General features: G+C 66.5%; 24 protein-coding genes. 9 read left to right on the forward strand and 15 right to left on the reverse strand.

The window, feature by feature from the left end:
* Position 1: 1 nt before the first annotated feature.
* From mreD to OXQ33_RS00135, 3 genes are read right to left on the reverse strand one after another with little or no spacing between them, the layout of a single operon-like run.
* The gene (mreD, locus tag OXQ33_RS00125) at positions 2-526 is read right to left on the reverse strand and encodes a rod shape-determining protein MreD (protein WP_267432413.1); all 525 of its coding nucleotides are present in this window, start codon (positions 524-526) and stop codon (positions 2-4) included.
* Positions 523-1,392 (reverse strand): rod shape-determining protein MreC, encoded by an 870-nt coding sequence (mreC, locus tag OXQ33_RS00130; protein ID WP_267432414.1) that lies wholly within the window; start codon positions 1,390-1,392, stop codon positions 523-525. The genes mreD and mreC overlap by 4 nt, the downstream gene beginning before the upstream one ends.
* Positions 1,393-1,416: 24 nt before the next feature.
* The gene (locus tag OXQ33_RS00135; RefSeq protein WP_007403442.1) at positions 1,417-2,457 is read right to left on the reverse strand and encodes a rod shape-determining protein; all 1,041 of its coding nucleotides are present in this window, start codon (positions 2,455-2,457) and stop codon (positions 1,417-1,419) included.
* A gap of 135 nt (positions 2,458-2,592) precedes the next feature.
* Here OXQ33_RS00135 and mutL point away from each other — a divergent pair, with 135 nt between their 5' ends.
* Together mutL and OXQ33_RS00145 are read left to right on the forward strand one after the other, a co-directional pair.
* Positions 2,593-4,383 (forward strand): DNA mismatch repair endonuclease MutL, encoded by a 1,791-nt coding sequence (gene mutL / locus OXQ33_RS00140; RefSeq protein WP_267432416.1) that lies wholly within the window; start codon positions 2,593-2,595, stop codon positions 4,381-4,383.
* 196 nt (positions 4,384-4,579) lie between these two features.
* Positions 4,580-5,500: a hypothetical protein gene (locus OXQ33_RS00145; protein WP_267432417.1), complete on the forward strand. Its 921-nt coding sequence runs from the start codon at positions 4,580-4,582 to the stop codon at positions 5,498-5,500.
* Between the two features lie 411 nt (positions 5,501-5,911).
* Here OXQ33_RS00145 and rplI read toward each other — a convergent pair whose 3' ends face one another.
* The 3 genes from rplI to rpsF are packed head-to-tail and all read right to left on the reverse strand — an operon-like array spanning position 5,912 to position 7,155.
* Positions 5,912-6,508, reverse strand: coding sequence for a 50S ribosomal protein L9 (rplI, locus tag OXQ33_RS00150; protein ID WP_267432418.1), 597 nt, complete (start codon positions 6,506-6,508; stop codon positions 5,912-5,914).
* Between the two features lie 12 nt (positions 6,509-6,520).
* Positions 6,521-6,745, reverse strand: coding sequence for a 30S ribosomal protein S18 (gene rpsR / locus OXQ33_RS00155; protein WP_007403456.1), 225 nt, complete (start codon positions 6,743-6,745; stop codon positions 6,521-6,523).
* Entirely contained in the window at positions 6,745-7,155 is a 411-nt protein-coding gene (gene rpsF, locus OXQ33_RS00160; protein WP_267432706.1) for a 30S ribosomal protein S6, read from the reverse strand. Before rpsF ends, rpsR begins: the two co-directional genes overlap by 1 nt.
* A gap of 257 nt (positions 7,156-7,412) precedes the next feature.
* Here rpsF and fabD point away from each other — a divergent pair, with 257 nt between their 5' ends.
* The 6 genes from fabD to mltG all read left to right on the forward strand — a co-directional run bounded on the left by fabD (position 7,413) and on the right by mltG (position 12,638).
* Positions 7,413-8,372 (forward strand): ACP S-malonyltransferase, encoded by a 960-nt coding sequence (fabD, locus tag OXQ33_RS00165; protein WP_267432419.1) that lies wholly within the window; start codon positions 7,413-7,415, stop codon positions 8,370-8,372.
* Positions 8,373-8,400: 28 nt separating this feature from the next.
* Complete coding sequence (locus OXQ33_RS00170) at positions 8,401-8,829, forward strand: GxxExxY protein (protein WP_267432420.1); 429 nt, start codon at positions 8,401-8,403, stop codon at positions 8,827-8,829.
* Positions 8,830-8,831: 2 nt separating this feature from the next.
* Positions 8,832-9,572 (forward strand): 3-oxoacyl-[acyl-carrier-protein] reductase, encoded by a 741-nt coding sequence (fabG, locus tag OXQ33_RS00175; protein WP_267432421.1) that lies wholly within the window; start codon positions 8,832-8,834, stop codon positions 9,570-9,572.
* A 131-nt stretch (positions 9,573-9,703) separates the two neighbouring features.
* Positions 9,704-9,940, forward strand: a complete 237-nt coding sequence (locus tag OXQ33_RS00180; RefSeq protein ID WP_007403554.1) for an acyl carrier protein — start codon at positions 9,704-9,706, stop codon at positions 9,938-9,940.
* Positions 9,941-10,062: 122 nt separating this feature from the next.
* Positions 10,063-11,319 carry a beta-ketoacyl-ACP synthase II gene (gene fabF / locus OXQ33_RS00185; RefSeq protein WP_219020125.1) on the forward strand — a complete coding sequence of 419 codons (1,257 nt, stop codon included), beginning with the start codon at positions 10,063-10,065 and terminating at the stop codon, positions 11,317-11,319.
* 350 nt (positions 11,320-11,669) lie between these two features.
* A complete protein-coding gene (gene mltG, locus OXQ33_RS00190) occupies positions 11,670-12,638 on the forward strand; it encodes an endolytic transglycosylase MltG (protein WP_267432424.1) in 969 nt (322 codons plus the stop codon).
* A gap of 165 nt (positions 12,639-12,803) precedes the next feature.
* Here mltG and bla read toward each other — a convergent pair whose 3' ends face one another.
* Entirely contained in the window at positions 12,804-13,667 is an 864-nt protein-coding gene (gene bla / locus OXQ33_RS00195) for a subclass B3 metallo-beta-lactamase (RefSeq protein WP_267432426.1), read from the reverse strand.
* 97 nt (positions 13,668-13,764) lie between these two features.
* Here bla and OXQ33_RS00200 point away from each other — a divergent pair, with 97 nt between their 5' ends.
* Positions 13,765-14,679, forward strand: coding sequence for a LysR family transcriptional regulator (locus OXQ33_RS00200; RefSeq protein ID WP_267432707.1), 915 nt, complete (start codon positions 13,765-13,767; stop codon positions 14,677-14,679).
* An 18-nt stretch (positions 14,680-14,697) separates the two neighbouring features.
* On the opposite strand, the gene eda is transcribed toward OXQ33_RS00200, so the two are convergent.
* The 8 genes from eda to OXQ33_RS00240 form a co-directional block, all read right to left on the reverse strand.
* Entirely contained in the window at positions 14,698-15,303 is a 606-nt protein-coding gene (eda, locus tag OXQ33_RS00205; protein WP_058752815.1) for a bifunctional 4-hydroxy-2-oxoglutarate aldolase/2-dehydro-3-deoxy-phosphogluconate aldolase, read from the reverse strand.
* On the reverse strand, positions 15,300-16,265 hold the full coding sequence (gene glk, locus OXQ33_RS00210; RefSeq protein WP_267432433.1) for a glucokinase: 966 nt from the start codon (positions 16,263-16,265) through the stop codon (positions 15,300-15,302). Before glk ends, eda begins: the two co-directional genes overlap by 4 nt.
* Positions 16,266-16,285: 20 nt before the next feature.
* Positions 16,286-18,103 carry a phosphogluconate dehydratase gene (gene edd, locus OXQ33_RS00215; protein ID WP_267432434.1) on the reverse strand — a complete coding sequence of 606 codons (1,818 nt, stop codon included), beginning with the start codon at positions 18,101-18,103 and terminating at the stop codon, positions 16,286-16,288.
* Positions 18,100-18,810, reverse strand: a complete 711-nt coding sequence (gene pgl / locus OXQ33_RS00220) for a 6-phosphogluconolactonase (protein WP_267432436.1) — start codon at positions 18,808-18,810, stop codon at positions 18,100-18,102. The genes edd and pgl overlap by 4 nt, the downstream gene beginning before the upstream one ends.
* Positions 18,811-18,905: 95 nt before the next feature.
* Positions 18,906-20,369, reverse strand: coding sequence for a glucose-6-phosphate dehydrogenase (zwf, locus tag OXQ33_RS00225; RefSeq protein ID WP_267432438.1), 1,464 nt, complete (start codon positions 20,367-20,369; stop codon positions 18,906-18,908).
* A 9-nt stretch (positions 20,370-20,378) separates the two neighbouring features.
* Entirely contained in the window at positions 20,379-21,305 is a 927-nt protein-coding gene (argC, locus tag OXQ33_RS00230) for an N-acetyl-gamma-glutamyl-phosphate reductase (protein WP_267432439.1), read from the reverse strand.
* Entirely contained in the window at positions 21,302-21,676 is a 375-nt protein-coding gene (locus OXQ33_RS00235; RefSeq protein WP_346015328.1) for an SH3 domain-containing protein, read from the reverse strand. Before OXQ33_RS00235 ends, argC begins: the two co-directional genes overlap by 4 nt.
* Entirely contained in the window at positions 21,612-21,932 is a 321-nt protein-coding gene (locus tag OXQ33_RS00240) for a MarR family transcriptional regulator (protein ID WP_175311482.1), read from the reverse strand. Before OXQ33_RS00240 ends, OXQ33_RS00235 begins: the two co-directional genes overlap by 65 nt.
* Between the last annotated feature and the right edge of the window lie 143 nt (positions 21,933-22,075).

Genomic DNA, 22,075 nt, shown 5'->3' on the forward strand with positions numbered 1-22,075 from the left:
GTCAGACCCCTACCTCATTCCGGCCGCGTTTGCGATCGATCCAGGCGACCAAACGGGTGGCCATGGGGAAGAGAAGGATGGTGATCGCGATCTGGATGACCAGCGGCGCATCGACCTGCGCCGCCATCGGCACCGCCAGGAACCGCCCGGCGATCAGGCAGAAGGCAATGGCGCCGCTGGCGATCAGCCAGTCCTGCCAGAAATCGCGGAACACCAGCCGATGCTCGAACAGATCGATGGCGAGCGAGGTCAGCGACCAGAGCAGCATCGCCGAGCCGAGCGGCTGCCCCGACAACAGATCGTCGAACAGCCCCAGCGGCGCCGCTGCCCAGAGCCGCAGCGCGAACCGCGCCACCAGCCGCCACGCCAGCAGCATCAGCAGGCCCATGGGCGGTTGCAACGGCACGATCGCCACCACCGGGACGATGGCGGTCAACGATCCGGCCATCACGGTCAGCCATGGCAGCGCGCGGGCGCGGGCGGGGGGCAGTCCGGGGTCGAAAGGGTTATAGGTGTCGAGGGTCACGGCCGGGGCGCCGGCGCAGATGGCGGCATCGACATGAAGGCGCGCTGAACGATCGCGAAGTCCAGCATGTCGGGATGAACGAACGGGCGTGCGATCGCCACGTCTCCGCCTGCGCTGCGGATGCGCGCCACCGGGATGTTGGGCGCGTAAAGGCCGCCTGTGCCCGAAGTGACGAACAGGTCGTCCTTGGCCAGCCGGACGTTGGTGGTGACCGACCGCACGTCCAGCATCCCATCCCCGCGCCCGACCGCGATGGCGGGCAGGCCGTCGCGCGTCCGGCGGACGGGCACGATGCTTTCCGGATCGGTCAGCAAGAGGACGCGCGCGGCGGCGGGACCCGCTTCGGTCACGCGCCCGATCAAGCCTTCGGGACCGCGCACCGCCATGCCGGGCGTCACGCCCTGCCAGCGCCCGGCATTGAGCAGGGCGAAGCGGCGACCGCTCGCCCCGGTCGAGCTGACCAGCCGGGCGGTGGCGACGCTGTCGGGCGTCCGGTCGCGGACCGCCAGCAAACGCCGCAACCGGCGATTGTCATAAGCGATGGTCCGCGCGGTCAGCAGGATCTTGCGCGACTGGGCCAATTCGGCGCGCAGTCGCTCATTCTCGGAATGGACGAAGAAATAATCGCCGATCGTATCGGGCACGCCGCTGATCGCATCGCCGATCGCGACGAAGCCGCCCGAGATGGGCGCCGTCACGCTGCCCAGCGTCATGCGCAGGGCGCCGAAGGCGGGCGGGTGGAAGGTCGATGCGACAAGCAGCACCGCGCCCACCACCGCACCCGCCACCGCGAGCACATAGGCCAGGAAAGCTCCATATTGCCGCCGTCGCGAAAAGCCGGTGCGACGGTCGCGGGCAGGCGCCATGCGCCGGTCCCCTTATCCTGGAGGTTAGCCGTTCAGCAGGACGCCGCGATACATCGGGTCTTCCAGCGCACGGCCGGTACCGAGGGCCACGCAGGTCAGCGGGTCCTCCGCCACCGTCACCGGCAGACCGGTCTCGTCGCGCAGCACCTCGTCCAGCCCTTCGAGCAGCGCGCCGCCGCCGGTCAGGACGATGCCCTGGTCGACGATGTCGGCGGCCAGTTCGGGCGCGGTGTTCTCCAGCGCGACGCGAACGCCCTCGACGATGGTCGCGACCGGCTCGGACAGCGCCTCGGCGATCTGGCCCTGGTTGATGGAGATTTCCTTGGGCACCCCGTTGACCAGGTCGCGGCCCTTGATCTGGATCGTCACGCCGATGCCGTCGGCGGGCGGACGCGCGATGCCGACTTCCTGCTTGATCCGCTCGGCGGTGGCTTCGCCGATCAGCAGGTTATGGTTGCGGCGGACATAGGATACGATCGACTCGTCCATCTTGTCGCCGCCGACACGGACCGACGTGGTATAGGCCAGGCCGCGCAGCGACAGCACCGCGACCTCGGTCGTGCCGCCGCCGATATCGACGACCATCGATCCGATCGGTTCGGTGACGGGCATGTCGGCGCCGATCGCGGCGGCCATGGGCTCCTCGATCAGGAAGACCTGGCTCGCGCCCGCGTTCGAGGCGGCGTCGCGGATCGCGCGACGTTCCACCTTGGTCGAACCCGAGGGAACGCAGATCACGATCTCGGGCCAGCGCGCGAACTTGCGCGGGCCGTGCACCTTCAGGATGAAGTGCTTGATCATCTGTTCCGCCACGTCGATGTCCGCGATCACGCCGTCGCGAAGCGGGCGGATCGCCTCGATATTGCCCGGCGTCTTGCCCATCATCAGCTTGGCGTCGTCGCCGACCGCCTTCACCTTCTTGATGCCGTTGATCGTCTCGACCGCGACGACGGACGGCTCGTTCAGCACGATGCCGCGTCCGCGGACATAGACCACGGTGTTCGCGGTGCCGAGGTCGATCGCCATGTCTTGCGACATGAATTTCAGGAAGCGGGGAAGGGGCATCGAGGCTTTCGTTCCGTCTGGTGGACCGGGTGGGCGTGGACTCATATCCCAGACCGCCGCCAAGAGCCGTTACAGGCACCTGCACCGTCATTTGCGGGGTCGCGGGATGCCGTCGCTTGGGCTAGGGTTTGCCGCATGTCAATACGGCGTCTGCCTCCGCATCTCGTCAATCGTATCGCAGCCGGTGAAGTGGTTGAAAGGCCCGCCAGTGCGTTGAAGGAACTGGTCGAAAACTCGATCGATGCGGGTGCCACGCGCATCGCCGTTACGCTGGGCCAGGGCGGGCTCAGCCGGATCGAGGTGGCCGATGACGGATGCGGCATGTCGGCGGAGGATATGGCTCTCGCACTCGAACGGCACTGCACGTCCAAGCTGCCGGACGAGGCGATCGAATCGGTCGTAACCCTCGGATTTCGGGGCGAAGCGCTGCCCTCCATCGCCAGCGTGTCGCGGGTCACGATCGAAAGCCGCCCGGCGGGGCGCGATGGCTGGGCCCGCGTCGTCGACAATGGCGAGGTGCTGCGCGACGGCCCCGCCGCGGTACCGCCGGGCACCCGGATCGTGGTGGAGGACCTGTTCGCGCGCGTCCCCGCCCGCCGCAAATTCCTGCGCTCGCCGCGATCCGAATATGCCGCCTGCCTCGACATGGTGCGCCGGTTGGCGATGGCGCGGCCCGACATCGCCTTCACGCTGGAGCATGACGGCAGGCGGGCGCTGACCGTGCCGGGCGGCGAGGAGCGACCGGGGCGAGTCGCGGGGCTGACCGACCGCGCGCTGGCCGAGAATTCGGTCGCGATCGACTGGGTCCGCGACTCAGTGACGCTGGGCGGTGTCGCCAGCCTGCCGACCTTCAACCGGGGCATTGCCGATCACCAATATCTGTTCGTCAACGGACGACCGGTGCGCGACCGGCTGCTGATGGGCGCCATTCGCGGTGCCTATGCCGAGATGCTGCCGCGTGATCGCCACGCGGTCGTGGCGCTGTTCCTCGACCTGCCGCCGACCGAGGTCGATGTGAACGTCCACCCGGCCAAGACCGAGGTCCGGTTCCGCGACCCCGCCCTGATCCGGGGCATGATCGTCTCGGGGCTTCGCCGCGCGCTGGACGAGGCGGGCCATCGCAGCGTGCAGCGGCCGGCCGAGTCCGCGCTCGCCATGTGGCAGACGGAGGGCGTCGGTACCGCCCCGCAGCCGGCCATTCCGCCCGCCGATGACTGGTCCGCCGCCGCCCCGGAAGCGCGGGTGATGGACCGCCAGTCGCTCTTCGCGCCGCGCCCCGGCTTCTCGGCTCCCCCGCCGTTGGCCCGTGCCGAAGCCGCCAGCGCGCCGCCGCCCGAGGTTCGGCAATTCCCGATGGGCGTCGCGCGGGGCCAGGTCGCCAAGACCTATATCGTCGCCGAGGCCGAGGACGGGCTGGTCCTGGTCGACCAGCATGCCGCGCATGAGCGGCTGGTGCTGGAGCGGATGCGCGCCGCGCTGACCGGCGGCCGGGTGGCGTCGCAGGCGATGCTGATCCCCGAAGTGGTCGAACTGGACGAACCCGCCTGCGACCGGCTGGAGGCGCGGACGAAGGAACTGGCCGAGTTCGGGCTGGACCTCGAACGCTTCGGTCCGACCGCGATGCTGGTGCGCTCCACCCCCGCATTGCTCGGGCAGAGCGATCCCAAGGGGCTGGTGTCCGACTTGGCCGACGAACTGGCGGCGTTCGACCAGGCGCTCTCTTTGCGCGAACGACTGGACCATGTCGCCGCGACCATGGCCTGCCACGGCTCGGTTCGCGCGGGCCGCATCCTGTCGGTCGCCGAGATGAACGCGCTGCTCCGCGAAATGGAGGTCACCCCGCATTCCGGCCAGTGCAACCATGGCCGCCCGACCTGGGTGAAGTTGCAACATGGCGATATCGAGAAGCTGTTCGGGCGGAAGTAATCTCGCTCCTTTCATTGCTCGCCGAAATCCTAACGAAGCGACCGGAATGGACCAGCTCTGTCAATTCGGATGCGATTGGATAGCGGTGGCCCTCTGACCCCATAGTAGCGTCGCCTGCAACTCTTGGGCGAGTGATGGGGGCATTATGAAGCGCGGCAGGGCGTCATCGGTGCGATCGATGATCGGCATTTTGGCTATGGGTGCGTCTTTGGCGGGATGTGCCGGTCAGCGCAGCGCGCTCGAGGCGCAAAGTCGCGTCAATCCGGTGTCGTCCGCCGCTTATCCCCTGAAATTCTGTCCTTTGGTCATGGCCAGCGGATCGGACACGCGCATGGGGGCGATCAACCTCGACTGCTTCGCCTTTCCGGAAGTCGATGCCCGATATGATCGCGAGGCAGGCCGGTCGCCGCGCTATGGGATCAGGGATCGCCGAAATCTGGCCTATGCGATGGCGACCGAGAAAGCGATATATCGCAACCGGTTGACCTCTATCCTTATCAAGCAGTCGGACGATATCTGTGTTCAGGAACTGGGGCGCCTGACCGCCAATGAGGCGACGGTCAATACCGCGCTCAGCATCTTCGGGACGGGGTTCTCGACGGCGGCGTCCATCGTCTCGGGCGATCTCGCCAAATCTATTCTGGCGGGCGGCGCAACGCTGGCGGGTGCCAGTCGCGACCATATCAACGTCCATGTCTATCGCAACACGATCGCGCAGGCGATCAGCCAGGTGATCTGGTCGGAGCGTCAGTTGCGCCAGGCCGAAATCCAGAAACATTATGAGCAGGCCTTGGGCGCATGGTCGATCGATGACGCCATTCGCGACGTGAACGCCTATCACGCGCAATGTTCGTTCTACAAAGGCCTCGAGCTCCTTCTCAAGGCGGCGAACAACAATGGTGATGTGGGCGCGTATCGCCGCGAACTGACCAGGCGGGCCGAGGTTTCCCGTGCGCGTGAAGCGATCCTGGGCGTCCAGCAGTCCTTGAAGCAATTTCCCGCCGACAGTCCCGAAGCGGCATTGCTGCGACAGGAGGTCGTTCGCCTGACGTTGAAGTCGACTGTGGATACCGGCGCTGAGGACGATGATGGCGGCGACACCGATGTGAAGGAATGACCGCGGGATAGTGGCCGGATCGTGCACGGCGCGCATTCAACTGCGGATCGCATCGGCGGTTCGATCCAACCCGGATCATCCCTTTTTCGGCGATGAAGCGAGTCTATATAGCGATCAACCGAAATTATTTTCGGCGGCGCGTTCATCTTGACGCAACTTTTGCACGCTGCCGTGTATTATTGGCTTCAATAAGGGTTTGGGCGTTTTTTGATATGAAGCACATCATGCCTCTGATTTTCGCGCTCATCCCATTGGCCGCCGTGGTCAGCGCCTGCGTCGCCTGCCCCTGACCCGGGAAGCGCGGTTTTAAGGCCCGCGCGCGATCCTCCGTCGCCCCAAGACGCGAGAAAGGGCCGCCCGGACATGCCGGACGGCCCTTTCTGTTTAGGCGGAAGGCCGAAGCGCTGGGGATCAGCCCTGCGCTTCTTCTTCCTGCTCCGGCTGAACCTCGGCGGTGGCGCCGGGCTCTGCGTTGGGATCGTAATCCTCGGTGAAGCCGGCTTCGTCACGCTCGAACATCGAGGCCATGACGTCGACGCCCTGCGCCTGCATCTCGGCTTCTTCCGGCGAGCGGGCGACGTTGACCTTGACGGTCACGGCCACTTCCGGGTGAAGCGCGACACGCACGTCGTACAGGCCGATCGCCTTGATCGGACGGTCGAGCACGATCTGGCTCTTGTTGACCTTGTGGCCATCGGCGACCAGCGCGTCGACCAGGTCGCGCACCGCGACCGAGCCGTAGAGCTGACCGACGTTCGACGCCTGACGGATCAGGGTGACGGTCACGTTGTCGAAGGTCTTCGCCTCGACCTCGGCCTCGGCGCGACGGTTCGCGTTCTCGGCTTCGATGCGGGCGCGGTTGGCCTCGAACACCTTCTTGTTGGCTTCGTTGGCGCGCAGCGCCTTCTTGCGCGGCAGCAGGAAGTTACGGGCAAAGCCGTCCTTCACGGTGACCACGTCGCCGATGGCGCCGAGCTTTTCGACGCGCTCAAGCAGAATAACGTCCATCTCTAGGACTCCTTACTTCACGACGTAGGGCAGGAGGCCCAGGTGACGGGCGCGCTTGATGGCCTGGGCCAGTTCGCGCTGCTTCTTGGCCGACACGCTGGTAATGCGCGAAGGCACGATCTTGCCGCGCTCGGACACGAAGCCCTGGAGCAGACGGACGTCCTTATAGTCGATCCGGGGCGCGTCCTTCGCGGAGAAGGGGCAGCTCTTGCGGCGACGGAAAAACGGGCGGGCCATTATGCGGCTTCCTCTTCACGATCACGACGGGGACGGTCAGCGCGGTCGGGGCGCTCGCCACGATCGGCACGACGCTCGCGGTCACGCTCCTGCTTGCGCATCATCACCGACGGACCTTCTTCGAGGCCGTCGACCTTGACGGTCATGTAGCGGATCACGTCTTCGTTGATCTGGGTCTGGCGCTCCAGCTCGGCAACGACACCCGCGGGGGCGTCGATCTCGAGCATGACGTAATGCGCCTTGCGGTTCTTGGCGATCTTGTACGCCAGGGAACGCAGGCCCCAGGTCTCGGTCTTCACGACCTTGCCCTGATTGTCCTCGACGATCTTCGTGGCGGCTTCCGCCAGCGCGTCCACCTGCGCCTGTGCCAGATCCTGGCGCGCAAGGAACACGTGCTCGTAAAGAGCCATGCAGCTTACCTTATGTTGGCCGATCGCTGACGCCCACCCCACGTGGTGCGCCCCTCCGGCTGTCTTCCATACTTCAATACCGTCATGCCAAAATGGCATGAGGGCGGGTGAAGCAGGTGCTTCCCGCCCAATGGTGCGCTGGCTCATAGCGAATTGCGGGCAAAAGGCAAGCGGGGAAGGGGCCGCGCACTTGCCAGCGGCGGGCGACCTTTCTACCGCGCGGGCCATCCTATTACCATTTCATGGCAGAACGACATATGCGTGCATTCATCTTTCCGGGCCAGGGCAGCCAGGCCGTCGGCATGGGCAAGGCGCTGGCCGAGGCGAGCCCGGTCGCCCGCGAAGTCTTCCAGGAAGTCGACGAGGCGCTGGGCCAGCACCTCTATCGCCTGATGACCGAGGGCCCCGCCGACGAACTGACCCTGACCGAGAATGCGCAACCCGCGATCATGGCGAACGCCATCGCGACCTTGCGCGTGCTGGAGAAGGAAGGTGGCGTACGCCTGGCCGAGAAGGCCGATTTCGTCGCGGGCCATTCGCTGGGCGAATATACGGCGCTGTGCGCGGCCGACGCGCTGGATGTCGCGACGACCGCGCGGCTGCTGAAGCTGCGCGGGCGGGCGATGCAGGCGGCGGTGCCGGTGGGTGAGGGCGCGATGGCGGCTTTGCTGGGCGCCGACCTGGAAAAGGCGAAGACCATCGCGGGCGCGGCGGTCGACTCGATCCTGGCTGATAGTGGCGAGCGAGTGGTCTGCACCGTCGCCAACGACAATGACCCGTCGCAGGTCGTGATCTCGGGCCACCGCGTGGCCATCGAAAAGGCGGTGGCGCTCGCCAAGGACCTGGGCGCCAAGCGTGCCGTCCTGCTGCCCGTGTCCGCCCCCTTCCACTGCCCGCTGATGCAGCCTGCCGCCGACGCGATGGAAGCGGCGCTGGCAGAGGCGACGATCCGCGCGCCGCTGGTCCCGGTCTATGCCAATGTCGAGGCCGCCCCCGTCGCCGATCCGGACGTGATCCGTACGCTGTTGGTGGCGCAGGTGACGGGCATGGTCCGCTGGCGCGAATCGGTCCTGGCGATGCAGGATGCGGGCGTAACGAACTTTGTCGAATTCGGCGGCAAGGTGCTCGCCCCCATGGTCAAGCGCATCGCGCCGGACTGCGAGGCGGTGAGCGTCGTGACGATGGACGATATCGAGGGGCTTCTCGCGAAGCTTTGATTTCGCGCGGAGACGCGGAGGCGCGGAGATGCGGGATATAGACGAGATCAGTGGAGCCGTTCTCGACGTGGCGTTGCATATGCACCGCGACTTGGGGCCGGGTTTGCTAGAAAGCGTCTACGAAACCGTTCTGGCGGGCAAGCTGGACCGAATGGGTTTGACGGTCGCGCGTCAGCGTCCGGTAGACATTCATTTCGACGGTATGACCTTCGATGCCGCTTTCCGTATCGACCTCCTCGTTGATGAGCGCTTGCTCGTCGAAATCAAATCGGTTGAGCGGCTGACCGCCGCTCATGCCAAGCAACTGCTGACCTATTTGAGGCTGACCGGCCAGCCGGTCGGTTTGCTGATCAACTTTGGCGGCGCAACGCTGAGAGAAGGGGTGCGACGGATCGTCAATTCCCACACTCCCTCCGCGTCTCCGCGTCTCCGCGTGAACCAAAGAATCGGAGAATAAGCATGTTCGACCTGACAGGAATGACCGCCCTCGTGACCGGCGCATCGGGTGGGCTCGGCTCAGCGGTGGCGAGGGCGCTGGCGGCGCAGGGGGCGAAATTGGCGCTGTCCGGCTCTAATATCGACAAGCTGGAGGCGTTTCGTGCCGAACTGGGTGGCGAGCATGTCGCGGTGCCGTGCAACCTCTCCGACCCCGCCGCCGTCGATGCGCTGATCCCGCAGGCGGTGGAGGCGCTGGGCGGTAAGATCGACATCCTGGTCAACAATGCGGGCGTCACCCGCGACAATCTGACCATGCGGATGAAGGACGAGGAGTGGGACCAGGTGATCCGCGTCAATCTGGAGGCCGCGTTCCGCCTGATCCGCGCCGCCGCCAAGCCGATGATGAAGGCGCGGTTCGGCCGCATCATCTCGATCACCTCGGTCGTCGGGGCGACGGGCAATCCGGGCCAGGCGAACTATGCCGCGTCCAAGGCGGGCCTGGTCGGCATGTCGAAGGCGGTCGCGCAGGAACTGGCCAGCCGCAACATCACCGTCAACTGCGTCGCGCCCGGCTTCATGCGCTCGGCGATGACCGACGTGCTGCCCGAGGCGCAGAAGGCCGCGCTCCTCACTCGCATTCCGGCGGGCGATCTGGGCAAGGGCGAGGATATCGGCGCCGCCGTCGTGTACCTGGCGTCGAAGGAGGCGGGGTACGTCACCGGCCAGACGCTGCACGTCAATGGCGGCATGGCGATGCTCTAAGCCCCCAAAAGGGCTCGAATGATCCGATCCTGGCCCAAGTCCGTCGCTGGACGGGCTTGCCAGACTTGGGCGCGCGTTCTACGTGCGTTCAGCAAGTATCAACCCCCGATGAATTACGAGAAGGGATTACCATGAGCGAGACCGCCGACCGCGTGAAGAAGATCGTCGTCGAGCATCTCGGCGTCGAAGCCGACAAGGTGACCGAGGACGCGAGCTTCATCGACGACCTCGGTGCCGACAGCCTCGACATCGTCGAGCTCGTCATGGCGTTCGAGGAAGAGTTCGGTGTCGAAATCCCGGACGATGCCGCCGAGAAGATCACGACCGTCAAGGACGCGATCACCTATATCGACGAGAACAAGGCCTAATTCCGGGGCCTCGGCCTGCAGATGATGCGGGCCGAACGGGCCGCCAAGGCCAGGTTTCAAGCGGCTCCCCGACCCCGACATAGCGGGCGGGGAGCCGTTTTCGTTGTGGAATGGAGTGGAATATGCGGCGCGTCGTCGTCACCGGACTGGGTCTTGTCACGCCTCTGGGCGCGGATGTGGAAACCGCCTGGGCCAATCTGATCGCTGGCAAGTCCGGCGCGGGAACGATCACCCGCTTCGATACCACGGGGCAGAAATGCACCATCGCGTGCGAGGTGAAGCCCAAGGACCATGAATATGGCTTCGACCCCGACAAGCGCGTCGACCACAAGGTCCAGCGCCAGGTCGATCCCTTCATCGTCTATGGCATCGACGCCGCCGGACAGGCGCTGGAAGACGCCGGCCTGACCGAGATGGACGAGGCGACGAAGCTGCGCGCGGGCGTCTCCATCGGTTCGGGCATCGGCGGCCTGCCGGGCATCGAGATCGAATCGGTCAACCTGCATGAGCGTGGCCCCGGCCGGGTCAGCCCGCACTTCGTCCATGGCCGCCTGATCAACCTGATTTCGGGCCAGGTCAGCATCAAATATGGCCTGATGGGCCCCAACCATGCGGTCGTCACCGCCTGCTCGACCGGCGCGCACTCGATCGGCGATGCGGCGCGGATGATCCGTGACGACGATGCCGACATCATGCTGGCGGGCGGTGCGGAAAGCACGATCAATCCGCTGGGCGTGGCGGGCTTCGCCCAGGCGCGCGCGCTCAACATGAGCATGAACGACCGCCCGACCGAGGCGAGCCGTCCCTATGACAAGGGTCGCGACGGCTTCGTGATGGGCGAGGGCGCTGGCGTCGTCGTGCTCGAGGAATATGAGCACGCCAAGGCGCGCGGCGCGAAAATCTATGCCGAGGTCGTCGGCTATGGCCTGTCGGGTGACGCCTATCACGTCACCGCGCCGCACCCCGAGGGCAAGGGTGCCGAGAATGCGATGCGCATGGCGCTGCGCAAGGCCGGCATGGAGCCGTCGGACATCGACTATATCAACGCGCATGGCACCTCGACCATGGCCGATACGATCGAACTGGCCGCGGCCAAGCGGGTGTTCGGCGACGATCTGTCGGGGGCGTCGATGTCGAGCACCAAGTCGGCCATCGGCCATCTGCTGGGCGGCGCCGGTGCGGTGGAGAGCATCTTCTGCATCCTCGCGCTGCGCGACCAGATCGTGCCGCCGACGCTGAACCTCGATAACCCGGACGAAGGGACCGAGGGCGTCGACCTGGTCCCGCACAAGGCGAAGAAGCGCGAGGTCAAGGCGGTGCTGAACAACTCGTTCGGCTTCGGCGGCACCAACGCCTCGCTGGTGATGAAGGCGATCTGATCGCTCCAACCGCCGTTCGTGAGGGGCGGGGTCGTTGTGCGTTCAGGGTTTCCCTTGGCCTTCGACGGCGCTCAGGCCGAACGGCGGTAATCCTTGGCCCGATAATCCCCAACCTCCGTTCAGCCTGAGCGAAGTCGAAGGCCAAGGGATACGGGCTGGACCTTGGACGTGCACTTCGACTTCGCTCAGTGCGAACGGAGCGTAGTGATGATATTCCAACCCCGGTGTCGATCGGGCCCGCTTGCAAAACGGCTAGGCCCGCGCCATCGGCCTGACACGCAAGCGGACCCGGATCGTCGCCGGGGTCGTTCCATGTCCGGGCCCCAGCGCCCGTCAAAACCGGGTGAGATATGCGCAAGGTCGGCTGTATCGGGTTGCTGCTGGGGCTGATCGGCATCGCCGTCTTTGCCTGGGTCGCGCATGACTGGGCGGGCAGCGGTCCGGCGGACAAACCGCTCGCGGTCGTGGTGCCCGAGGGGGCGAGCCTGGCTCGCGCCGCGAACGAACTGGAAAAGGTCGGTGCGATTCGCTCGGCGAGCCGCTTCCGTATCTATGCCCGGCTGTTCGGCGGTGGGAGTGCGATCAAGGCGGGCGAATATGCCATTCCCGAACAGGCCAGCGCCTCCGACATCCTGACCCTGCTCAAGGACGGCAGGGTCCGCCAGCGGCTGGTCCCGGTGCCGGAGGGCTATCCCTCGGTGCTGGTTCATGATGCGCTGCTGCGCGCCGATGGCCTGAGCGGCGATGTGGCCGTTCCCGCCGAGGGTTCGATTCTGCCCGACAGCTATGCCTATCAGAAGGGCGACACCCGCGCCTCGGTCGTCGCGCGGATGCAGAAGGCGATGAAGGAGTATCTCGCCAAGGCCTGGGCCGACCGGAAGCCCGGCATCGCGGTCAAGACGCCGCGGGAGGCGATCATCCTCGCCTCGATCGTCGAGAAGGAGACGGGCAAGCCGTCCGAACGGCGGACGGTCGCGGCGGTCTATGGCAACCGCCTGCGCATCGGCATGCCGCTTCAGGCCGATCCGACCGTGATCTATCCGATCACCAAGGGGCGTCCGCTTGGTCGCCGCATCCTGCGGTCCGAACTGCATGCGAAAAATGGCTATAACACCTATGCCAGTCCCGGCCTGCCGGTCGGGCCGATCGCCAATCCGGGCCGCGCGTCGATCGACGCGGTGCTGAATCCGGCGGACAGCAAGGCGCTGTATTTCGTGGCGGACGGATCGGGGGGGCATGTCTTCGCCGATACCTTGGCCGAGCATAATGCCAATGTGCGCAAATGGTACGCGATCCGCCGCCAGCGCGGAGAGATGTAAGGTCGCCCCCTGTTCATTCCTCCCCTGCAAGGGGAGGGGGACCGCGCGAAGCATGGTGGAGGGGTGTGACCAGCCGTGAGTTTGGTCGATCTCTCCAGCGGAGACACCCCTCCGTCAGGCCTTCGGCCTGCCACCTCCCCTTCCAGGGGAGGAATAGGGCAGGACCTAGCGAGCCTCGCTCTTGAGCCGTTTCGCCAGGGCGCGCTGCGACGACAGGGCATAGGCCCGGCACGCGCCGGGATCGGTGCGGAAGCGGTCGGTTGCGCCGTCCTGATCGGCATGGGCGGTGATCAGGATATCGCAAGGCAGGGCACGCATCGCGGCCTGTCCTCGCGCAAAGGCGGCGACGACCGGGCGTCTGCTGGCGGCGGAGAAGCGATAATCGTCGGTCGAGACCGGGTTCAGGCTGGCGGCGAAGACGATCGCCTTGCAGCGGGTGCCCTGGCAGGCGCGCCAGGTCCAGCTCATGCTGCCCGTCGTATGGCCCGGCGTCGCGCGTGCGGTGACGCTGGTATCGCCCAGGGTCAGCCGTTCGCCGTCACGGATTACCCGTACCGAGCGGACGGCGGGAAAGCGGCTGTCATAGCCACGCTGGGGATCGTCCGCGGCGAGGCGCCCGGTCCGCAAGCCCTCCGCCCCGCGCGCGCTGGCGATGACGGTCGCTCCGGTGTCGCGGGCCAGCGCGGCGATGCCGCCCGCATGATCGAAATGCGGTTCGGTGCTGAGAATATATTTGATGTCGCGCGGGCGGAAACCCAGCTTGGCGACATTGGCCAGGATGGCGGGCGCGGCCTGGGGCAGCGCGCCGTCGATCAGGATAAGGCCCTTGCCCGTATCGATCAGCGCGACGTTCAGGCCGCCGAAGCCGACCAGATAGGTCTTGCCGAACACCCGCACCGGCGGGCGGGGCGTCAGCCATTCGGCGGTGCGATCGGTGACGATGGGCCGGGTCAGCGGATCGCCCTGCGGCGGCGCGGCGGCGGTGCTGGCAAGGGCGAAGATCATCGCGGCGGCTAGTCTGGCAAACATGGTCCGTTCTCCCTGGCCATGATGATGCGGGCTTTGCCGGTGAAGGACAAAGCATCTTCCCTCGACAGAGCCATGAGCAGAATTCATGATGACGGCCATGGAGAGAGCCCAGCTTCCACTCAACGCCCTGCGCGCATTCGAGGCGGCGGCGCGGCATCTGAACTTCACTCGCGCCGCGATCGAGCTCTGTGTCAGCCAGGGGGCGGTCAGCCATCAGGTGGCCGCGCTGGAGAAAAGGCTGGGCGCGCGGCTGTTCCACCGTTTGCCACGCGGACTGGCGTTGACCGATGATGGGCAGGCTTTGGTGCCCGTGCTCGCCGAGACGTTCGATCGCATCGGCGCGACGCTGGATCGGTTCGGCGAGGGTGGCTTTCAATATGTGCTGAATATCGGGGTGGTCGGGACCTTCGCCACCGGCTGGCTGCTGGAGCGGCTGGACGGTTTCGCCGCGAGCCATCCGCACATCGATCTGCGGGTGGCGATCAACAACAACCGGGTCGATCTGGCGGGGGAGGGATTGGACTATGCCATTCGTTTCGGCAACGGCGCGTGGCATGGAACGCACGCAGAGCCGCTGATGGCGGCGCCGCTGACCCCGCTCTGTGCGCCGCCGGTCGCCGAACGGTTGCAGGGGCCGGGCGATTTGCAGCGTGAGCGGCTGCTGCGATCCTATCGGGTTAGCGAATGGGAAAGCTGGTTCGCGGTGGCGGGCGTCCAGCCGCCGACCCTGCGCGGTCCGATGTTCGACAGCTCGGCGCTGATGGTCGGAGCAGCGATGGCGGGACTCGGCGTGGCGCTCGCCCCGAAGGCGATGTTCGGACGCGAACTGACCACCGAGCGGCTGGTCCAGCCTTTCGCGATCGAGATCGACGCGGGGCGGTACTGGCTGACCCGTTTGCTGTCGCGGAAAGAGGGGCTGGCGATGAAGGCGTTTCGCCAGTGGTTGGTGGAGGCGGTCGGCGACTCGGCCCCTCCACCACCGCTTCGCAGCGGTCGTCCTCCCCAAGCATAGCCTGGGGAGGAACGGGGGTTAGCCGCGCAGCGCCGCCGCCGCGCGCGCCTTGGCTTCGACGTCCGCCATCGAACCGCCGGTCACCCAGCTTCCGCCGACGCACAGCACGCGGTCGAAGGCCAGCCAGTCGGGGGCGCTCGCCTCCGTGATGCCGCCGGTCGGGCAGAAGCGCGCCTGGTAGAAGGGCGCGGCCAGTGCCTTCAGCGCCTTCAGCCCGCCGCTGGTCTCGGCCGGGAAGAACTTGAAATGCGTCAGCCCCAGGTCGAGCCCGCGCATGATGTCGCCCGCATTGGCGATGCCGGGAAGATAGGGGATGCCGCTCTCGATCACCGCCGCGCCCAGCCGGTCGGTCAGACCCGGCGAGACGATGAACTCGGCGCCCGCATCCGCCACGTCGCGCAACTGCGCCTCGTTGACCACGGTGCCTGCGCCGACGATCGCGCCGGGCACCTTCTTCATCTCGGCCATGGCCTCTAGCGCGGCGGGGGTGCGCAGCGTCACTTCCAGCACCTTCAGGCCGCCCGCGACCAGCGCCTCGGCAAGAGGCTTGGCGGTGGCGGCGTCGTCGATGACCAGCACGGGGATGACCGCGCTGGTGCGCATGATGGTGGCGATGTCGGTCATGTATGCTCCTGTGCGAAGGCCGCGGCCGCGCCGAACAGGCCGGGCTGGGGATGGGTGATGAGCTTGACGGGGATGCGCGCCATCAGCGACTGGAAGCGGCCCTTGGCGACGAAGCGCTGGTCGAAGCCCGAGCGCAGCAGCTTGTCCTTGATGCGGAAGCCCAGGCCGCCCGCGATGACGACGGTCTTGGCCCCTTGCGCCAGTGCGAAGTCGCCAGCGACCGCGCCTAGCGCCAGGCAGAAACGGTCGAGCGCGGCGAGCGCGATCGAATCGGTCCCTTCCAGCGCCTCGGTCCAGATCTCGCGGTCATCGCGGCTGGGCACCGCGCGGCCCTCCAGCGAGGCGAGCGTTTCGTAGATGGCGATGATGCCGGGGCCCGAGCAGATCCGCTCGCACGACACGCGGGTATAGGTGCGGCGCAGGCGCTTCAGGATCGCATCCTCGATCCCGTCGAGCGGGGCATAGTCCATATGCCCGCCCTCGGTTTCGATGACATGGTAACGCTGCGGCGTCAGCAATACCTGCGCGACGCCCAGGCCGGTGCCGGGGCCGCAGACGGTGACGACGCCATGTTCGGGCATCGGCTCCTCGGGACCGCAGATATGGAGGAAATCCTCTTGCGGCACCTGCGCGACGGCATGGCCGACCGCGCCGAAATCGTTGATGACGGTATAGACGTCCGCGCCCAGCCGCTCGGGGATCAGCGAGGGGCGGATGACCCACGGATTGTTGGTCATGCGGATCACGTCGCCGGTGATCGGCGAGGCAATGGCGAGCGAGGCGGCCTTGGGCAGCGGGCGACCGATATGCGCCTCGAACGCCTGCCATGCGGTTTGCAGCGAGGCGTGTTCGGCGGTTTTCTGCGTGCAGGGCTCGCCCAGCTTGACGACGCGCCCGTCCTCGACCTCGGCGATCGCGAAGCGCGCATGCGTGCCCCCGATGTCGACGGCTACGATTTCCATGATGTCCTCCCCGTTGTTCTTTACAGGCCCGCGCCGGCCAGGACCGGCGACGCGCCCTTTTCGGCTTCGTCGGCGGCCTGGCGGAACAGCGCGAACAACTCGCGGCCCATGCCCTGAACCGGCGCAGGCGTTTCGGCCAGTTGGCGCGCAGCCCATTCGGCCGGATCGACCAGCGCGTTCAATGTCCCCTCGACCGCATCGAGCCGGACGATGTCGCCGTCGCGGATCAGGCCGATCGCGCCGCCGCCGATCGCCTCCGGGCTGAGATGGATCGCGCAGGGCACCTTGCCGCTGGCGCCCGACATACGACCATCGGTGACCAGGGCCACCTTGAAGCCCCGGTTCTGGAGCACGCCCAGCGGCGGGGTCAGCTTGTGCAGTTCGGGCATGCCGTTCGCCTTGGGGCCCTGGAAGCGGACCACGACGACGACGTCGCGCTCCAGTTCGCCCGCCTTGAACGCCGCCTGGACTTCGGACTGGTCGGAGAAGACGCGTGCGGGCGCCTCGATGATCCAGCGCTCGCGTTCGACCGCCGATACCTTGATGCAGGCGCGGCCCAGATTGCCCGAGAGGATGCGCATGCCGCCATCGGGCGAAAAGGGCACGGCGGCGGGGCGCAGGATCGTCTCGTCGCCGCTGTTGCCGACCGGCTTCCATGCGAGTTTGTCATCTTCGATCACGGCGGTCTGGCCGTAGTCGGACAGATCCTTGCCCGCGACGGTCATGATATCGCGGTGGAGCAGCCCCTCCGACAGCAGTTCGCGAATGACATAGGGCATGCCGCCCGCCGCCTCGAACCCGTTCACGTCCGCCGAGCCATTGGGATAGACCCGCGCGATCAGCGGCACGGCGGCCGAGAGGCGGTCCATATCCTCCCAGTCGATGACGATCCCCGCCGCGCGTGCGATGGCGGGCAGGTGGATCAGGTGATTGGTCGAGCCGCCGGTCGCGAGCAGACCGACCGCCGCGTTGACGATCGCCTTCTCATCGACGCAGCGCCCCAAGGGCCGGTAATCCTCGCCGCGCTGGCCGATGGCGGCGAGGCGATGGACGGCGGCGCGGCTGAGTTCCTGGCGCAGCTTGGTGCCCGGATTGACGAAGGCGGCGCCCGGCATGTGCAGGCCCATCACCTCCATCATCATCTGGTTGGTGTTGGCGGTGCCGTAGAAGGTGCAGGTGCCCTTGGAATGATAGGCGGCGATCTCGGCATCGAGCAGCTCCTCGCGCCCCGCCTTACCCTCGGCAAAGGCTTCGCGAACGGCGGCCTTCTGCTTGTTGGGCAGGCCGGTCGGCATCGGGCCGCCGGGCACCAAGATCATCGGCAGATGGCCGAAGCGCAGCGCCCCCATCAGCAGGCCCGGCACGATCTTGTCGCAGATGCCGAGCAGCGCCGCGCCCTCGAAGGTGCCGTGGCTCAGCGCCACCGCCGTCGACAGCGCGATGGTGTCGCGGCTGAACAGCGACAGTTCCATGCCCGCATAGCCCTGTGTCACGCCGTCGCACATGGCGGGCACGCCGCCTGCGACCTGTGCGGTGGCACCCACCTCGCGCGCCCAGACCTTCATCAGTTCGGGGTAGCGGTAATAGACCGCATGGGCCGACAGCATGTCGTTATAGGCCGACACGATGCCGATGTTCATGCCGCGATCCGCCTTCATGGCGTCGCGGTCTTCCTCGGTCCCGGCGTAGGCATGGGCGAGGTTGGCGCAGCCCAGATTCGGGCGGCGCACCGCCGTCTCCGCCTCACGCTCGATCAGGTCGAGATAGGCTTGCCGTCCGGGCTTCGAGCGTTCGATGACCCGGTCGGTGACGGCCGAGACGGCGGCATTCAGGCTCATTGCTCGCTCCAGTGGATGTCGATCGGCAGTTCGACCTCGGCCAGGACGCGGCCGATCGGATAGGGCGAGGATGCGCCTTCCTTGATCGCGTCCTCAAGAACCTTTTTCTTGGCCGGTCCCGAAATGGCGATCATGATGGACCGGGCAGAGACGATCCCCGCACGGCTCAGCGTCACGCGCGCCACCGGTGCTTCGGGCGGCAGCGGATCGGGCATGACGCCCAGCGCGCGGCGCTCCTTCGGCCCGTTGAGCGCCTCATCATAATCGGGGCCGGGGAAGATCGAGGCGGTATGCCCGTCGCCGCCGACACCCAGCAGCACCAGGTCGAGCGGCCAGTGCAGTTCCTGCATCAGCGCATCGGCCGAGCGACCGGCGGCCTTATAGTCCGACGTCGCCTGCGGCACGATCGGCATCACCCGCGCACCCTTGGGCAGGAAGATCTTGCCGATCATCGTGATGTTGGACAGCGGGTCGCCCAGCGGCACGATACGCTCATCGGCGGGGATGATCGTCACGCGCTTCCAGTCGAGCTTGGCCTTGGCCAGCTTCTCATAGACCGGGATCGGCGTCTTGCCGCCCGACAGCGCGATCACCGCCGCGCCTCGCGCCTCGATCGCGCTTTCGATGATGAACTGGATGTCGCCCGCCAGGGCGTCCGCCATTTCGGTGGTGTCTTCATAATCCCACCATTCGATTTCGTCGGTCATGTCATCCTGTCCTGAAATATTTCGGGGCAGGGCCGGTCCGCCACAGACAGCGGACCGGCCCTGCCGATCACAGCACGCCGTTCAGGCGCGCATGGTCAGTCGTCCTGCCAGGTCACGCCGTCACGCTCGGTCAGGGCGATGGCGGCGGAGGGGCCCCAGCTCCCGCTGGGATAGGATTTGGGCTTCACGTCGGCGGCATCCCAGCCGGCGCGGATCGCGTCGATCCAGGTCCATTGCGCCTCCACCTCGTCACGGCGGACGAAGAGCGTCTGGTCGCCCTCGATCAGGTCGAGCAGCAGCCGCTCATAGGCGATGCGGCGGCGGGTGCCGGCGAACTCGGCGTCGAGCGACAGGTTCAGCGGCACCTCGCGCAGGCGCAGGCCCTCGCGGTCGAGGCCCGGCTCCTTCGCCATCACCAGCAGCTGGATATACTCCTCCGGCTGAAGGCGGATGATCAGCGTGTTGGGCTGAAGGATGCCACCGCGCCCGGCGAACATCGAATGCGGTACCGGCTTGAACTGGATCGCGATTTCGGAGCGGCGCGCGGCCATCCGCTTGCCGGTGCGCAGGTAGAAGGGCACCCCCTGCCAGCGCCAGTTGTCGACATGCGCCTTGATCGCGACGAAGGTCTCGGTCTTGGACGGCTTGCCCAGTTCGTCGGCATAGGAACCGACGATCTTGCCGCCGACCGCGCCGTCCGAATATTGGCCGGTGACAGTGTTGTGCGGCACCTCCTCCGGCGTCATCAGGCGCAGCGAGCGGAAGACCTTGGCCTTCTCGTCGCGGATCGCAGTGCCGTCGTAACGCGCCGGCGGCTCCATCGCGATGAGGGCGAGCAGTTGCAGGATATGGTTCTGCACCATGTCGCGCAGCGCGCCCGCGCCTTCGTAATAGCCCGCGCGATCCTCCAGCCCCACCGTCTCGGCAATGGTGATCTGCACATTGTCGATGCCGTGCGCGTTCCAGATCGGTTCGAAGAAGAAATTGCCGAAGCGCAGCGCCAGGATGTTCTGGACGGTTTCCTTGCCCAGATAATGGTCGATGCGGAAGGTCCGCTCCTCGGGGAAGCCGAACGCGACCGCGTCGTTGATCTCCTTCGACGAAGCAAGGTCGTAGCCGAGCGGCTTTTCCAGGCCGATCCGCACCGTCTCACCCGCCAGGCCGACCGATTCGAGGCCCTTGATGGTCGATTCGAACAGGCTGGGCGCGGTCGACAGATAGATGGCGAGACCGTTGGAGACGTCGCCGACCTTCTCCGCCAGCGTGGGGAAACCTTCCGTCGAGGAAGCATCCAGCGACTGATACTGCAATCGATTTAAGAAGCCGGCGATTTTTTCGGCGTCCTTGCGGTCGTCCGGCAGGAAGGTGTCGAGCGCCTTCGCCGCGAAGTCCCGGAAGCTGGCGTCGTCATGGTCCGACCGGGCTGTGCCTGTGATCGTCAGTTCTTCGGGCAGCAGACCGTCGGAATGAAGATTGAACAGCGATGGCAGCAACATGCGCTGCGACAGGTCGCCGGTCGCGCCGAACAGCAGCAGCTTGCCAACGGGATTGCGCGTCATGACGTCTCCTTAGAGCACGAGGCCGGCGGTCGGATCGAGCCCGGCCATGATGTTCAAATTCTGGACCGCCGCCCCCCCGGCACCCTTGCCCAGATTGTCGAGCGTGGCGATCAGTCTCGCCTGACCCGTGGCCGCATTGCCGCAGACGCGCAAGGTCATCCGGTCGGTTCCGGCATTTTCCTCGATATTCACCGCCGCGGCCGTCTCGGCCGAAAAGGTCACGATGCGGCTATCGGCATAAGCCTGGGCCAGCGTGTCGGCGACCCGGTCGAGCGAGGGCGCGCCGGGCAGGGCGTAAAGGGGCAGGGGCACCTCCACGACCATACCGCGATAGGTGTCGACCACGGACGGTGCGAAGATCGGGGCATGGGCAAGGCCCGAATGCCGCTGCATCTCCGGCGCATGCTTGTGCGCCAGCGACAGGCCATAGGGGCGGAAGGCGCGGTGGGTCGCCGTCTCATATTCCGCGATCATCGCCTTGCCGCCGCCCGAATAGCCCGAGGCGGCGTTGACCGTCACCGGGAAATCGGCGGGGATGATGCCTGCGCGGACGAGCGGACGGACCAGCGCCAGGAAGCCCGTAGGGTAGCAGCCGGGGTTGGAGACGAAGCGCGCGGAGGCGACCTTCGCCTGCTGATCGGGTTCCAGTTCGGCAAAGCCATAGACCCAGTTCTCGGCGGTGCGGTGCGCGGTCGAGGCGTCGACCACCCGCGTCCGGTCGTTGGCGATCAGCGACACTGCCTCGCGCGCGGCATCGTCGGGCAGGCAGAGGATGACGAAATCGGCGTCGTTGATCGCCTCGGCGCGTGCGGCGGCGTCCTTGCGGCGATCATCGGGCAGCGTCAGGATCGACAGGTCGGGCCGCCCGGACAGCCGGTCGGCGATCTCCAGCCCGGTCGTGCCTGCGCCGCCGTCGATGAAAACCGTCTTCGTCACTGCACCTGCTCCAACTTGCCGGCATCGCAATAGCCGACCAGCCCCATGACGGGGGCAATGCCCCAAGCCTGGCCGCCCGCGACCTCCAGCACCTCGAAGGTTTCGCCCGCAGCCAGCTCGGCCAGCACCATGCTGTCCATGGCGCGTCCTTCGCGCAAGGTCACGGGCGCATTGGTACGATAGGGCAGGGGGGCGGCATAATGCGGCGCGAATACGTATTCAGCGAGCCGGACATCGGCCAGATCGGGACGGACCGCATGGGTCCGCGGGTCGAGACTCGCCCTCCGACCCTGGAGCGCGAAGCTCTTACGCGCTGGCCCGCTGGAGGCCGGGGGCGTCGCCAGCGCCGATGAAATGTCCGAATTCTTCAAGAAAGTCCGCCCCTTCAGGTGTCCTGGCGACAAAGATGTTACGCTTGTCGCTATCATCGCGTTGGCGGCGCAGATAGCCCAGCGTTCCTAGTCTATTCAAGGCACGGGTGACGACGGGTTTCGAGACGTTCAAAGCGCGCGCCAAACCGCGCACGGTATGGGGCCCCGGGCGAAGGTAGACGACCAGAAGCAGGGCCATCTGCCGATTGGTCAGGTCGGGCTCGCCCGAACGGACATAATCGACCAGGGCGCTCATCCAGGCCAACAGCGACTGAGCTTCGTGTGGGTGGGACACGGGTGGCGATTCCAATAGCTGAGCCGGGCTTTGCCGGGCGTTGTTTCGAAGTCATAACGCCCTTTATCGGTGGTGGTTTCACTCCTGTTCCACCGGGATGAACA

Source organism: Sphingomonas sp. GM_Shp_1 (genome assembly GCF_026540895.1).
In the GTDB taxonomy this organism is placed as follows: Bacteria; Pseudomonadota; Alphaproteobacteria; order Sphingomonadales; family Sphingomonadaceae; genus Sphingomonas.

What these genes read in the sequence shown, in the direction of transcription:
- mreC (WP_267432414.1), bottom strand. Translation starts at nt 1,392, where the DNA reads ATGGCGCCTGCCCGCGACCGTCGCACCGGCTTTTCGCGACGGCGGCAA.
- OXQ33_RS00135 (WP_007403442.1), bottom strand. Translation starts at nt 2,457, where the DNA reads ATGCCCCTTCCCCGCTTCCTGAAATTCATGTCGCAAGACATGGCGATC.
- mutL (WP_267432416.1), top strand. Translation starts at nt 2,593, where the DNA reads ATGTCAATACGGCGTCTGCCTCCGCATCTCGTCAATCGTATCGCAGCC.
- OXQ33_RS00145 (WP_267432417.1), top strand. Translation starts at nt 4,580, where the DNA reads ATGGGTGCGTCTTTGGCGGGATGTGCCGGTCAGCGCAGCGCGCTCGAG.
- rplI (WP_267432418.1), bottom strand. Translation starts at nt 6,508, where the DNA reads ATGGACGTTATTCTGCTTGAGCGCGTCGAAAAGCTCGGCGCCATCGGC.
- rpsR (WP_007403456.1), bottom strand. Translation starts at nt 6,745, where the DNA reads ATGGCCCGCCCGTTTTTCCGTCGCCGCAAGAGCTGCCCCTTCTCCGCG.
- rpsF (WP_267432706.1), bottom strand. Translation starts at nt 7,155, where the DNA reads ATGGCTCTTTACGAGCACGTGTTCCTTGCGCGCCAGGATCTGGCACAG.
- fabD (WP_267432419.1), top strand. Translation starts at nt 7,413, where the DNA reads ATGCGTGCATTCATCTTTCCGGGCCAGGGCAGCCAGGCCGTCGGCATG.
- OXQ33_RS00170 (WP_267432420.1), top strand. Translation starts at nt 8,401, where the DNA reads ATGCGGGATATAGACGAGATCAGTGGAGCCGTTCTCGACGTGGCGTTG.
- fabG (WP_267432421.1), top strand. Translation starts at nt 8,832, where the DNA reads ATGTTCGACCTGACAGGAATGACCGCCCTCGTGACCGGCGCATCGGGT.
- OXQ33_RS00180 (WP_007403554.1), top strand. Translation starts at nt 9,704, where the DNA reads ATGAGCGAGACCGCCGACCGCGTGAAGAAGATCGTCGTCGAGCATCTC.
- fabF (WP_219020125.1), top strand. Translation starts at nt 10,063, where the DNA reads ATGCGGCGCGTCGTCGTCACCGGACTGGGTCTTGTCACGCCTCTGGGC.
- mltG (WP_267432424.1), top strand. Translation starts at nt 11,670, where the DNA reads ATGCGCAAGGTCGGCTGTATCGGGTTGCTGCTGGGGCTGATCGGCATC.
- bla (WP_267432426.1), bottom strand. Translation starts at nt 13,667, where the DNA reads ATGTTTGCCAGACTAGCCGCCGCGATGATCTTCGCCCTTGCCAGCACC.
- OXQ33_RS00200 (WP_267432707.1), top strand. Translation starts at nt 13,765, where the DNA reads ATGGAGAGAGCCCAGCTTCCACTCAACGCCCTGCGCGCATTCGAGGCG.
- eda (WP_058752815.1), bottom strand. Translation starts at nt 15,303, where the DNA reads ATGACCGACATCGCCACCATCATGCGCACCAGCGCGGTCATCCCCGTG.
- glk (WP_267432433.1), bottom strand. Translation starts at nt 16,265, where the DNA reads ATGGAAATCGTAGCCGTCGACATCGGGGGCACGCATGCGCGCTTCGCG.
- edd (WP_267432434.1), bottom strand. Translation starts at nt 18,103, where the DNA reads ATGAGCCTGAATGCCGCCGTCTCGGCCGTCACCGACCGGGTCATCGAA.
- pgl (WP_267432436.1), bottom strand. Translation starts at nt 18,810, where the DNA reads ATGACCGACGAAATCGAATGGTGGGATTATGAAGACACCACCGAAATG.
- zwf (WP_267432438.1), bottom strand. Translation starts at nt 20,369, where the DNA reads ATGACGCGCAATCCCGTTGGCAAGCTGCTGCTGTTCGGCGCGACCGGC.
- OXQ33_RS00240 (WP_175311482.1), bottom strand. Translation starts at nt 21,932, where the DNA reads ATGAGCGCCCTGGTCGATTATGTCCGTTCGGGCGAGCCCGACCTGACC.